We start from the raw sequence: 13,031 nt of genomic DNA on the forward strand, positions 1-13,031 counted from the left end.
CAGGCGCGTGGCTGGCTACTACTGCACACTCGATAGCAAACGCCCGTTAACCAACCGCAGACGACGATCGGCCAGCGCCTCGACATCCTCGACATCGTGGCTGACCAGCAGTACGGCTACCTCGCGGCGCTTGAGGCTCTCCACCTGGGTCCAGAGTGTCTCGCGATTGGCTCGGTCGAGGCCGGTGAAGGGTTCATCCAACAGCAGCAACGGCGTGTCACGCAGCAGCGCACGGACCAGCGCCACTCGCTGGCGCTGCCCACCGGACAGTTCGCCAGGCAAGCGTTCGGTCATCTCCGCCATGCCCACCTGCTCAAGCCCTTCGGCAATACGGCGGCGGTGCTCCGCCGTCAGGCGCAGATCCGCCGCCATGCCGAGGCCAATATTGGCCCACACCGGCAAGTGATCGAACAGGTTGTGATCCTGAAACACCGTGGTCACGCCACGCTGCCAGGGTTTCAGGCGCGTGATGTCCTCTCCCTTCCAGCTCAACTGTCCGGTGGCTGGTGTCAGGAATCCAGCAATCAAGTTGAGTAACGTGCTCTTGCCGGCACCCGAGGGCCCGTCCACCGCCAGACATTCGCCGGGCGCCAGTTGCATGTCGAAACAGAAGTCCAGCGTCTGGCCGGGTTCGGCCCGTGAATAGTGAAAACTCAAGGCGTCGGCGATCAACATCAGGGCTCCTCCTCTCTTGTAGCCGGCGCCGTGGCGGTCTCTCCCCCGGAGGTCAGCCCAGTGGTATCAACGCTGCCTGGCCGCCAGACGTAGCGGGGCAGCTTGCGCGTCAACGCTGACAGCACGGCAAATACCAGCACCACCAGAACCAGCAGCAGCAACGCGGTGGCCGCAGCACTCTGCCAACGGTAGCTCCCCAACTGTTGATACAGCAGCATCGGCAGGGTTGGCGCCGAAGGCGAACCGAACAGCGCAATAACGCTGAAATCACCCAATGAGAGTGTCATGCCATAGGCCATCGCCAGAGCCAGTGGACGACGCAGGTTGGGCCAGATCAACCAGCGCAGCCGCGACCAGCCATGAACCGCCAGTTGATCCGCCAGGCGTCGTTGCGCACCACTGAGCCCGGTGACTGCGGCACGCAACACCTGCATGGCAAAGGGCAAGGCCATCAAGGCATTGACCAGTACCACCAGCGCATATCCCTGAAGATCACTGCCGAGCCCCGGACGCAGCAACATGAACAGCCCGGTTCCCAGCACCAACGCAGGCAGGACCAGAATCAACTGGCCGCTGCCCTCGATCAGCGAGGCCAGCAGACCACGACCGTGTTGACGCAGATGACTGCTGCCGGCCAGCAACAGCAGGGCCAACATGACCGCTCCCAGCCCCGCCCCACTGGCCATCGCCAGGCTGCGCAGTGCAGCCAACCAGATGCCACCATCACCGAGCAGATCCGGTACACCGCCCAGCCCGGCCACCACGATGGCAAGCAATGGCGGCAACAACAGTCCCACCAGACCCAGCACCACCACAGCATCGCTCAGACGTCGCCAGCCATGGGCATCGCGACGCGACACCGGACCAGCAACCGTCCCCCCTGCCACCACCAGCGGTGCATGGCTACCGGCTTTCATGGCCAACGCCCAGAGGCCGAGGCAGATCAGCAACTGGGTCATCGCCAGCAAGGCCGCCAGCGCCAGGTCGTAGTCGTACTTCAGTGCCTGATAGAGCGCGACCTCCAGGGTACTGCTACCGGGGCCACCGCCGAGCGTCATGACGATGGCAAAGCTGGTGAAGCACAGTGTAAAGACCAGCGCCGCCAGGCGAGGCAGCAACGGCCGGATCTGCGGCCACTCCAGAGTACGCCAGACAGAACCGCGCGATAGTCCGAGTTGAGCCACCAGCCGCCAGTGGGCGCTGGGCGCCTGTTCCAGCGCCTGCAACATGACTCGAGCGCTCAGCGGCAGGTTGAAGAACACATGTGCCAGCACAATACCCGATAGGCCATAGAGGTACGCCGGAGAAGAAGTTCCGCCAGGGGGCAGATAGTCCAGCAGCGATGCCGCCCACCCCTGACGGCCATGTACCGCCACCAGGCCGAACAGTGCCAACAGGCTGGGGATCACCAGCGACATCTCCATGACCCGCAGCAACAGCGAGCGTCCCGGGAACACCGGTCGCCGGGCCAGCACCACCGCCACCAGCACGCCACCGCCCAACGACAACAGGGTCGACAGCGATGCCTGCAACAGGGTGAAACGCAGAATGGCGCTCAACCAGGGCTCCTGCCACAGCCGCGACACATCCATGTTCGGCGCCTGCATCAGCAAGGCGCCGAGACTGCCCAGCCCTACCGCCGCCACCAGCAATACCGCCACCAGGGCAGCGGGCAGTATCAGTCGATTGGCTTCGGCACGCCTCCACCAGGGCTGGTGGTGACACTCAGTGACTGGTCGCATTGAGCCATTCACGAATCCAGCTCTGGCGATTGGCGCTGACTTCCTGCGGCGAGAAGGTGAAGCTGCCGGGGTCGATCAGACGCCCGAACACCTCCGGCAGCTCATCGCCGAGGTCAATCGCCGGGTACATCACATTGCCGAGAGGAATCTCGCGCTGAAAGTCCTTGCTGAGAACGAAGTCCATGAACTGCTGCGCCAGCTCGGGGTGCTCGGATCCCGCCAGCATTGCTGCGGTCTCGATCTGCAGATAGTGGCCTTCACTGAATTCCGCCGCCTGATAGCGGTCGGTTTCATCCACTGCCATGTGGTAGGCCGGCGAAGTACTGTAGGACAGAACCATCGGTGCCTCACCATTCATGAACAGCGAGAAGTAGGCCTGACTCCAGCCACTGGCCACAGTGAGGATATGCGGCTGCAGACGCTGCCAGGCTTCGTCGGCCTGATCACCATAGACGTGCTTGATCCACAGCAGCAGTCCCAGGCCCGGCACGCTGGTACGTGGATCACTGATGATGACCTTGAGATCCTCGGGTGCGTCGAGCAGCTCCTCGAAGCTCTTCGGTGGTTCAGGCAGCACCTCACTGTCATAGATGAAGGCGAAACGCCCCCAGTCGTAGGGCAGGAAGGTGTCATCGTTCCATGAAATGGGCAGATCAAGCGGAGTCAGATCGACCCCGTGAGGCGCCAGCAACTCCAGGCGACGTGCCTCCTCGATCAGGTTCATGTCGAGGCCAAGCACCACATCCGCCTGCGTGGAATCCCCCTCGAGTCGCAGGCGCTGAAGAATATCGACACCGCCGCCCAACGACACGAAGTTCAGGTCGCAGCGGCACTGTGCCTCGAAGGCCTTCTCTACACCGGGTCCTGGCCCCCACTCGGCAACAAAGGACTCGTAGGTATAGACGGTCAACGTCGGGCGCTCGCCATCTTCCGCCAGCGCAGGCGTTGCAGACTCCATCAACAGCAGGGACAGACAAAGGCCCGGAAGCATCGACGCCTTCCGGGCCTTGAAGGTAGAGAGGTTCATGGCAACAGGCTCCGCAAGCAATGCTGACTAGCTTAACCAAAAGCCAGCACTCACGCAGCCCGCAACCCACAGGTAATGTGGAGCTCGCGACCCACATGGACGTGGGAAGTGCGTGTGCGTGTTCGTGTCGGGAACACGCATAGCCGACTCACATCGTAGCTCGCGACCCACAGGGATGTGGGAAGTGCCCATGTTCGTCGGGAACGAACATGGGCCAGCTCGTAGCTCAGCAACCTACTTGAACACCACCTTGGCGACATCGCGATACTGCGAGGCGAAGTGCACGGTCATGCCTTCCTTGAGGTAATCCGGCAGTTCCGCGTAGTCGCGACGGTTGGCCTCCGGCAGGATCAACTCGAAGATATCGCTGCGCCGTGCGGCGATCACCTTTTCACGGATACCGCCCACCGGTAGCACATGTCCCGTCAGCGTCAGCTCGCCGGTCATGGCCAGATTACGCTCGATGGGCTGCTGGCGAGCCAGCGACAGCAGTGCCGTGGTCATGGTGACACCAGCCGAGGGGCCATCCTTGGGTGTGGCGCCTTCCGGCACATGGAGATGCACGAAGCATTTCTCGAAGTACGCTGGATCTGCACCATAGGACTCCATGTGCCCCTGGACGTAGCTGTAGGCGATATTGGCCGACTCCTTCATCACATCGCCCAGTTGTCCCGTCAGCTTGAAGCCGCGTTCCAGACCATGCACACGTCCGGCCTCGATCGACAGCGTGGCACCGCCCATGGAGGTCCAGGCCAGGCCCGTGACCACCCCAGCGCCCTTCATCACCTTCTCCTTGCGGAAGATAGGTGCCCCGAGAAACTCCTCGAGGTTCTTCACCGACACCTTGACTGACGTATGGTCATTCTCGAGTAGCTTGACCGCCGCCTTGCGCACGATGCGATGCAACAGCTTCTCGAGTTGCCGCACCCCTGCCTCGCGGGCATAGCCCTCGATTACCTGACGCAGCGCCGCCGCGGAGAGATTGATGCGCTTCTTCGGGATATTGTCGCGCTTGAGCAACCGCGGCCACAGATGGTTGCGCGCAATGGCCATCTTTTCCTCGGCGATATAGCCCGACAGGCGAATCTGCTCCATGCGGTCGAGCAATGCCGGCGGGATCGAGTCGAGAGTGTTGGCGGTACATACGAACAACACCTTGGACAGATCGAGACGCACGTCCAGGTAGTGGTCGAGGAAATCGACATTCTGCTCCGGATCCAACACCTCGAGCAGAGCCGACGCCGGGTCGCCCTGGAAGGACTGCCCCATCTTGTCGATCTCGTCGAGCATGATCACCGGGTTCTCGACCTCGACTTCCTTGAGCGCTTGGACCAGCTTGCCCGGCATGGCACCGACATAGGTGCGTCGATGTCCCTTGATCTCGGCCTCGTCGCGCATACCGCCTACCGAGAAACGATAGAACTCACGTCCCAGAGCTTCGGCAATCGAGCGGCCGATGGAGGTCTTGCCGACCCCCGGTGGGCCGACCAGCAAGACGATGGAACCGCCGACATCGCCCTTGAAGGTGCCTTCGGCGAGGAACTCGACGATGCGCTCCTTGACGTCATCGAGGCCATCATGATCGCGATCCAGCACCTTGCGCGCATGGGGCAAGTCCAACTGATCCTCGCTGGTCTGCCCCCAGGGCATGTTGGTCAGCCAGTCGAGATAGTTGCGAGTGGTGCCGTATTCCGGCGAACCAGTCTCGAGTACCGACAGCTTGTCGAGCTCATCATCGATGCGCTCCATGACACGCTCCGGCACCAGCTTGTCCTCCAGCCGGCTGCGGAAGGTATCGACGTCATTCTCGCGATCGTCCTTGGAGATACCGAGCTCGCGCTGGATGACCTTGAGCTGCTCCCGCAGGAAGAACTCGCGCTGACGCTCGTGCATCTGCGCGTTGACCTGTTCGCTGATCTCGCTCTGCAACTGGGCAACATCGATCTCCTTGCGCAGCAGCGGCAGCACCTTCTGCATCCGCGGCATGACCGACAGCGTATCGAGCACATCCTGCAACTCAGGCCCTTGAGCCGAGGTGATCGCCGCCGCGAAGTCCGTCAACGGACCCGGCTCGTGGGGGCTGAAGCGATTGAGATACTGCTTGAGCTCCTCACCGTACAGCGGATTGATCGGCAGCAACTCCTTGATGCCATTGATCATCGCCATGGCATAGGCACGCGTTTCCTCGTCCTCGGCATCCACGGCTTCCCGCGGATAGCTGACCTCGACCAGGAAAGGCGGCGTCTTCGACAGCCAACGCTGAATACGGAAACGCTTCACGCCCTGGGCGATGAACTGGATCTGCTGTTCATCACCTTGCAGCTTGTGCATCTTGACCGCCGTGCCGATCTCGGGAAAATCCTGCCAGCCGAGCTCATCGACACCGGCCTCTCCAACGAAGGCCAGTCCAACGGTGTGGTGGGGAGTGTTGCCGACACGCTCTATGGTCGGCTCCCAGCGCTCGCGATTGACGACCAACGGTTGAACCTGAGCAGGAAAGAAGGGTCGGTTGTGAATCGGCAGTAGATAGAGCCTTTCCGGCAACGTGGCATTGGCGGGTACCACTGCCTGGATGCGACTGTCCTCGCCCGAGCCATCCGCGTTGGCATCATCCTCGCCACTCATATCGATCCAGTCCAGATCGTCCTGTTGCGGATCACGATCATCGCTCATGCGTACCTCATCCAGATGTATGGGCAACATGCCCTGTCCAACCACAGGAATGTGGGCACCACCAGCCAAAGTCAAGTCATCAGCTCAGCGGGCAGTGGATCGAGCACGGAAAGAGCAGTGTAGCTGCCCAGCGCCTCGACAGCAGACGACTGGCCCACTGACCCGCCGAGCGCAGGAAACGGAACTGGCCCAGCGGCCGTCTTCACCGTCCTGACTGACCGATCATGTCACCCGACACGGCATCTCATCATGACGAACATCATGGTCCTGGAATCACATCTGGCGGTCGCCAGATGTGGAAGGGCGTTCATATCGATAGTGCATATCAGCGTTCAGGTATCGTATTGATCGTGCATTCGCCACCACTCATACGGAGGTGTTTGTGGCCACCCCTCGGGAGAGTCCTCCCAGGTTTCCTGACGCCCCCAGGGGGTAAGGTCAAGCAGATGGAAATGGGTGTCGAACAACTCGCCGCCGCGGGCGGTAACAAACCAGGTCCGGTATACACCGTTATCATCATCGCGAATGAACACATTGACGGCAAAACCCTTCCCGGCGCCGAAGGCATCAGCGAAGCGACGACCATGATCGGTATACCAGGGCGCCTTCCATCCCATCCGCTTCTGCAGGGCAAGGATTTCCTGCTGTGGTGCCGGAGAGGTGAAAACAAAGGTAGTATCACGTGCATTGACGTGCGAGAGGTTGTCACCGATGTTGTCCATGACCATTGAACAGCCTTGGCAAGGCGATGCACCGGGCTCCAGCATTGCGCAATAGACGATCAACTGACGACGCCCATCAAACAGGTCAATCAGCGCTACCTCCCCCTCGGGGCCAGTGAAGGTGTAGTCGTCCTTGACCGCCACCATCGGCAGTCTACGACGCTCGGCAGCCAGCGCATCCTGCGCGCGGGTCAGTTGCTTCTCCTTGACCAGAAGTTCATTGCACGCCTGCTGCCATTCGTCAGGCGATACCACTTTCGGAAGTGCCGTTTCGTTTACTGCCATGATCCTGGCTCCTTTCGTTGAGGGTACCTTCTACAGTCGAATGGGCCGCCTCGATTTCGACAACACACCATGATTCGTTGCGTGAATCCAAAGCCCCCCGAACCGCAGCTACTCCTGAGCCAGATCTGCAGCTCCCACCTGTCGAGCAGAGCGGCAAGCGAGCAATTTCGGACCGTTCTGCGGCCATTCAGAATGCTCTGCCGGCGCCATCACCCCGCTATTAACATGGCAATCAAATAGCTCATCCTGATCGATGTGATTTTCGCCCACACCACACTGGCGCAGATGCGCGGATCTGCTGGTGTGGTGTGGTCTCGCGTCGGCCTGATGGCCGACGGCGGCACGTCCATGTGCCGCCATTAACCCAACATGAAAGCATGCCGGGTTAATAACATGGCAATCAAATAGCTCATCCTGATCGATGTGATTCTCGTCCGCACCACACTGGCACAGATGCCCGGATCTGCTGATATGGTGCGGTCTCGCGTCAGCCTGATGGCCGACGGCGGCACGTCCCTGTGCCGCCATTAACCCAACATGAAAGCATGCCGGGTTAATATCAATAGAAAGAATCTATCCTTGAGGGCGCGAATCCTTACTAGGCTACGCATTGGTATTACCTAATAAAGAATAACCACACCAGGAGTCTGGACCATGCTGACCCTCCCCTCATCACGCCCGACACTGTCACATCTTGCCCTGGCGATATCCGCCGCCGGCCTGCTCACGTTGCCTCTCCTTGCCACCTCGGCAAGTGCGGAGGAGCAACAACCGGCCTGGGCTCAGGGACGTTCTGCCGAACTCGCCGAGTCACCGCTTGCCCCACACGCCACCCCATTGACCGTCACCGCGCCGGATGACATTCCCATCGACGACCTGCGTATGCCCGACGGCTTCAATGCCGAGATCTGGGCGCACGGCATGTCTGGCGCACGCATGATGGCACTCGGAGATGAAGGCACGGTGTTCGTCGGTACTCGTGGTATCGGGCGGGTCTATGCGGTAACGGACAACGGTGACGAGCGCCAGCATGTTATCGTCGCCGAGGGCCTGACCCAGCCCAACGGCGTAGCCTTCAAGGATGGCAGTCTGTATGTCGCCGCCATCAATCGCATCCTCCGCTATGACGACATCGAGACCGCTCTGGCCAATGGTGAAGTCCCTGAACCCGAGGAGTTGACCGAAGCCTTCGGGCTCCCCGATGACCAGCACCACGGCTGGAAGTTTCTCGCCTTCGGCCCGGATGACCGCCTCTATATACCAGTCGGCGCTCCCTGCAATGGCTGCGAGGTCGATCCCGACACCCACGCGTCCATCCACAGCTTCGCAGCGGACGGCTCCGACATGCGGGTAGAGGCACACGGTGTTCGCAACAGCGTTGGTTTCGACTTTCACCCCGAGACCGGTGAGCTGTGGTTTACCGACAACAACCAGGACTGGGTCGGCGAGCACGGTCCCAACGACGAACTCAACCGGCTCAGTGAAAGCGGAGCCAACTTCGGCTTTCCTTACTGCCATGGCCTCGGCGTGATTGATCCAGCGCTGGGTGATGCCAGTTCCTGCGATGGCGTCGACCTCCCTGCCGCCACCTTTGATCCCCACAGCGCCCCGCTGGGCATGCGCTTCTATACCGGTGAGATGTTCCCGGAGGAGTACCGCAACGCCATCTTCATCGCCCGTCGAGGCTCCTGGAACCGCTCGCTCAGTGCCGGCTACGACGTGCAGGTCGCCAAAATCGCCGAGAACGGTGAACGGGCTGGACTCTCGCCCTTCATGGTGGGGTTCCTCGACGCCAGCGAGAACACCTTCTCCGGTCGCCCGGTTGACGTGCTGCAGATGCCCGACGGCGCCCTGCTGGTCTCTGACGAGCAGAACGGTGCCATCTATCGCATCAGCTACACGACCCCGGACTACGTGGAGTAAGCACCATGCCGCATCCCATGAGCGCCCGTTTCGGGCGCTTGCTGATCGCTGTAGCCGGTCTGGCACTGGCCGGACCGACTGTCGCCGAGGACTCACCGGCGGTCGGCCTGCCGCTGGAGGAGCAGATTCAGGTCTGCGCTGCGTGCCATGGCGCCGATGGCAACTCCCCCCAGCCAGGCACTCCTTCGCTGGCTGGTCAGCCGGCGCTGACCATCACCAACCAGATGATCTACTTCCGCGAGCGCCTACGGCAGAATGATCTGATGACGCCTATGGCACGCGGCCTGAGTGATGCCGAGATCCAGGCCCTGGCCGCCTGGTATGCGGATCAGCCATTGGAGACTCCGGATGAGGAGCCGGATGCTGAGTTGATGGGCAAGGGGCAGGAGTTGGCCAACCAGCATCGCTGCGCCAGCTGCCACCGCGCGGACTTCTCGGGCCATGAGCAGATGCCGCGCCTCGCTCACCAGCGCGAAGACTACCTGGAGCAGGCCATGCTGGCCTATCGCGAACACACCCGGGGTGGCCCCGATACCACCATGATCGAGGTCATGCGCGAGATATCCGACGACGAGATCCAGGCCCTGGCCCATTATCTCGCTCACTGGGAAGAGTGATCGCAGCTCCCCCTTTCCCAGTCCTCCTCTGCCAGTTATCCCGAGGCGAGCCACCAGACTCGCCTCGGGATTTCTACCGGCTCTATCAGCTCAAGCGATTTACCGGGTCATGTCCCCTCAATAATCAACATGCAGCTCATATCGGTTGCTCAAGCCATCTGACTTTCCCGAAGGCGTCCAGCCCGAGACTTCGAGTCGATAGACTCCCGGCTCAAGCTGACGGGAAAGATACAACTCTCCCTGATAGCTTGATGATTCGGCAACACTGCGACCGCTGGTGTCATACAGCGTGGCACTGATGAAACTCCCAGTACCCGCTGTGCCAGGCAACTGCTCACTGGAAACTCGCAACATGGTCGAGCGATCGAACTCTATCTCATAGCGTTTCGGATCCTTGAGCGACAGGATCTGCGTGGTGGAAATGCCTCTTTCCAGCTTGGGAAGCGTATCTGAACCACCTCCGAAACTCGCCACTACCGACGTCGATACCGTTGTCGACAGCGCCACTGCAATTGCATAAACAACAGCTTTGATTTTCATTGGGATACTCCTGATTTCATGATGACAATAACAAGCTACCAGGACAGTCTGAATCTGAGCTGAACCTCGGATTTTCAGGTAAAAAAATGCCACCTTTCGGTGGCATTCTGATCATTTCATCGAGTCAGCTTCCATGAGTTCCAGTTGATTTGTCATCTCAGAACATCAGTCTCACCCCAGCCACCACACCGGTGTCTTCCGTGGCATCACCTGTGGCTCGCGAGAAGTCGGCAGTATCACCGTACTGCTTCTCCCACCAGGCACCGATATAGGGGGCGAAGCGGCGGGTGATTTCATAGCGCAATCGTGCTCCTACTTTCACACTGTTGAGCCCCTTGCCGACTCCGAACTCCTCGACTTCACTACCCGCCACGGAAATTTCCGTGCGCGGTTGCAGATACAGTCGCTGAGTCACGCGCAAGTCGTATTCTCCTTCCAGGCTCAGGGCAATATCACCCTCATCACTGACCTGCAGGGCGCCATCAACTTCGATAAGCCAAGGCATCGTGCCCTGGAGACCCATCACGCCATAGGTGCGCTCTTCATGATCGTCCGAAAAGACACCGCCCTGGTAACCTACCCCGCCCTGCAGCTCCCAGAAGTCTGCAATCAACCGGCTATAGCGCAACTCCAGTGATTCGAACTCGGCGTCTTCCCCATCCGCCTGGACATTCTCGCCCTCCGACTTCAGATACACGCGGTTGATATCGCCGCCATACCAGGCCTGAAGGTCCCAGACGATGGCCTGCTCCCCCTTGTCAGGCATGGAGTACTCGAGTCGGTCGAACAACACCATGCCTGTGTTGTGTTCCACCATCGGCGCAGGCCAGTCAGCCGGAACATCATAGCCATCTTCTGCCTGAGCAACGGAAAAGGTCGTCATGACGAGGATGGCGCCAATCGTCAGTCCGGGAATTCTGTTGTTCATATCCTCTCCTTTCATGCGACCTGGACGACACGGAACATGCCCGCTTCCATGTGGTAGAGCAGATGACAGTGAAACGCCCAACTACCTTCGGCATCTGCCGTGATCAGTGCCGATACGCGCTCACCAGGTTTGACATTGAGGGTATGCTTGCGAGGAATCAGCTCACCGTGGCCGTTTTCCAGCTCCATCCACATGCCATGAAGATGAATGGGGTGCTCCATCATGGTGTCGTTGATCAGGATCAGTCTGAGCCGCTCATCCTTCGCGAAATGAATGGGACCGGTCACCTCGCTGAACTTGCGGCCATCGAAGGACCACATGTAGCGTTCCATGTTGCCGGTGAGGTGCAGCTCGAGTTCGCGCCCTGGCGCGCGACGGTCTGGCCAGGGAGTCAGCGCCATCAGATCCCGGTAGACCAGCACACGGCGCTCACCAGGATCGATCCCGATGCCGGCCTGGTCGTATCGTGAGCCGGGCTGCGCCTGCCCTGCTGCCAGCATGCCGTTGGTGTTCACCACTTCCCGCTCGGCTGCCATCCCCCCCATCGCGCCATGATCCATTCCCGACATACTGGAGTGATCCATGCCATCCATGCCGGAGTGATCCATACCGTCCATGCCGGAGTGATCCATGCCATCCATGCCGGAGTGATCCATACCGTCCATGCCGGAGTGGTCCATACCGTCCATGTCGTGTGCGCCCATGGCTTCCATGCCACGATCCGCAATCCGACGGCGCTCGGGAATCTGCCCTCTCATCCCCTGACGAGGTGCCAGGGTAGCAAGTGCGTAACCGCTACGATCCATGGTCTCGGCGAAAATGGTATAGGCGAGGTCGCTATCCGGTGTGACGAGGACGTCATAGGTCTCGGCGACTCCGATACGGAACTCATCCACCGGGACAGGCTGTACGGGCTGGCCATCCGCGGCCACCACTGTCATCGTCAGCCCCGGGATACGCACATCGAAGTACGACATCGCTGAACCGTTGATCACTCGCAGGCGTACCTTCTCGCCAGCCTTGAAAAGTGCAGTCCAGTTGTCCCCGGGAGAATGCCCATTGATCAGGTAGGTGTAGGTACTGCCGGTAACGTCGGCGATATCCCGCGAGCTCATACGCATTCTTGCCCACATGCTGCGCATCTCGGCGGTCGCGGCGAACCCCTTGTCGCGCACATCGGCGAAGAAGTCTGCGACGGTGCGCTCCTGATGGTTGTAGTAACCCTCGGCAATCTTCAGATTGCGGAAGACTGTCATGGGGGACTCGAAGGTCCAGTCAGTCAGCAGGAGAACATGCTCGCGGTCGTAGCTGAAGGGCTCCGGCTCGGCGGCATCAATGATCAACGGCCCGGCATGTCCGAGCTGCTCCTGCAGGCCGGAGTGGCTGTGGTACCAGTAGGTGCCGTTCTGGCGCACAGGAAAGCGATAGGTGAAAGTCTCGCCAGGCGCGATACCGGCAAAACTCAGTCCCGGCACACCATCCATTTCTGCAGGCAGAATCAGGCCATGCCAGTGGATGGAGGTCGGCTCATCAAGCAGGTTGGTGACTCTGAGCACGGCATCCTGCCCCTCCCGAAGTCGCACCAACGGCCCCGGACTGGAGCCATTGATGCTGATCGGCCTGGCCGGCTGGCCATCAATGGGGATCGATTCTCGGCGAATGGCCAGCGATACCTCGGGGCCTTCCTCAATCCCGTTGGCATAAATGTTGCCGTGCTCACCACCAGGCCCGCTACTCTGCCCCCATGCAGTAGCCCAGGCCGGCGCCAGTGCCGCTGCCGTACCCAGTGCCATGCCGCCCTTCAACAACTGGCGGCGCGACACCGAAGGGGGGGTGATGCTTGAAGTTGCCATGCGTGACTCCCGTCAATCTGCCATATCCCCATGATGACGAGAGAAG

At 60.5% G+C, this 13,031-nt stretch carries 11 protein-coding genes; 2 read left to right on the plus strand and 9 right to left on the minus strand.

The window, feature by feature from the left end; genetic code table 11:
• Window positions 1–18 precede the first annotated feature (18 nt).
• The 6 genes from BUE38_RS09125 to BUE38_RS22490 all read right to left on the minus strand — a co-directional run bounded on the left by BUE38_RS09125 (window position 19) and on the right by BUE38_RS22490 (window position 7,652).
• Window positions 19–675 carry an ATP-binding cassette domain-containing protein gene (locus tag BUE38_RS09125; RefSeq protein WP_073434890.1) on the minus strand — a complete coding sequence of 219 codons (657 nt, stop codon included), beginning with the start codon at window positions 673–675 and terminating at the stop codon, window positions 19–21.
• On the minus strand, window positions 675–2,417 hold the full coding sequence (gene thiP / locus BUE38_RS09130) for a thiamine/thiamine pyrophosphate ABC transporter permease (protein ID WP_073434891.1): 1,743 nt from the start codon (window positions 2,415–2,417) through the stop codon (window positions 675–677). Before thiP ends, BUE38_RS09125 begins: the two co-directional genes overlap by 1 nt.
• Window positions 2,401–3,444, minus strand: a complete 1,044-nt coding sequence (gene thiB, locus BUE38_RS09135) for a thiamine ABC transporter substrate binding subunit (RefSeq protein WP_234986845.1) — start codon at window positions 3,442–3,444, stop codon at window positions 2,401–2,403. Before thiB ends, thiP begins: the two co-directional genes overlap by 17 nt.
• A 234-nt stretch (window positions 3,445–3,678) precedes the next feature.
• Window positions 3,679–6,117 carry an endopeptidase La gene (lon, locus tag BUE38_RS09140; RefSeq protein ID WP_073435085.1) on the minus strand — a complete coding sequence of 813 codons (2,439 nt, stop codon included), beginning with the start codon at window positions 6,115–6,117 and terminating at the stop codon, window positions 3,679–3,681.
• A 332-nt stretch (window positions 6,118–6,449) separates the two neighbouring features.
• Window positions 6,450–7,124 (minus strand): DUF899 domain-containing protein, encoded by a 675-nt coding sequence (locus BUE38_RS09145; RefSeq protein ID WP_073434893.1) that lies wholly within the window; start codon window positions 7,122–7,124, stop codon window positions 6,450–6,452.
• 108 nt (window positions 7,125–7,232) lie between these two features.
• Window positions 7,233–7,652: a hypothetical protein gene (locus tag BUE38_RS22490; RefSeq protein WP_143166258.1), complete on the minus strand. Its 420-nt coding sequence runs from the start codon at window positions 7,650–7,652 to the stop codon at window positions 7,233–7,235.
• A 126-nt stretch (window positions 7,653–7,778) separates the two neighbouring features.
• Here BUE38_RS22490 and BUE38_RS09150 point away from each other — a divergent pair, with 126 nt between their 5' ends.
• A complete protein-coding gene (locus BUE38_RS09150; protein WP_073434894.1) occupies window positions 7,779–9,047 on the plus strand; it encodes a PQQ-dependent sugar dehydrogenase in 1,269 nt (422 codons plus the stop codon).
• A gap of 5 nt (window positions 9,048–9,052) precedes the next feature.
• Complete coding sequence (locus tag BUE38_RS09155) at window positions 9,053–9,664, plus strand: c-type cytochrome (protein WP_084541843.1); 612 nt, start codon at window positions 9,053–9,055, stop codon at window positions 9,662–9,664.
• Window positions 9,665–9,781: 117 nt separating this feature from the next.
• Here BUE38_RS09155 and BUE38_RS09160 read toward each other — a convergent pair whose 3' ends face one another.
• The 3 genes from BUE38_RS09160 to BUE38_RS09170 all read right to left on the minus strand — a co-directional run bounded on the left by BUE38_RS09160 (window position 9,782) and on the right by BUE38_RS09170 (window position 12,985).
• Entirely contained in the window at window positions 9,782–10,204 is a 423-nt protein-coding gene (locus BUE38_RS09160) for a hypothetical protein (RefSeq protein WP_073434895.1), read from the minus strand.
• A 157-nt stretch (window positions 10,205–10,361) separates the two neighbouring features.
• On the minus strand, window positions 10,362–11,132 hold the full coding sequence (locus tag BUE38_RS09165) for a copper resistance protein B (RefSeq protein ID WP_073434896.1): 771 nt from the start codon (window positions 11,130–11,132) through the stop codon (window positions 10,362–10,364).
• A gap of 11 nt (window positions 11,133–11,143) precedes the next feature.
• Window positions 11,144–12,985, minus strand: a complete 1,842-nt coding sequence (locus BUE38_RS09170) for a copper resistance system multicopper oxidase (RefSeq protein WP_073434897.1) — start codon at window positions 12,983–12,985, stop codon at window positions 11,144–11,146.
• Window positions 12,986–13,031: the final 46 nt, after the last annotated feature.

The sequence above is a fragment of the Halomonas cupida genome (assembly GCF_900142755.1).
GTDB lineage: Bacteria > Pseudomonadota > Gammaproteobacteria > Pseudomonadales > Halomonadaceae > Halomonas > Halomonas cupida.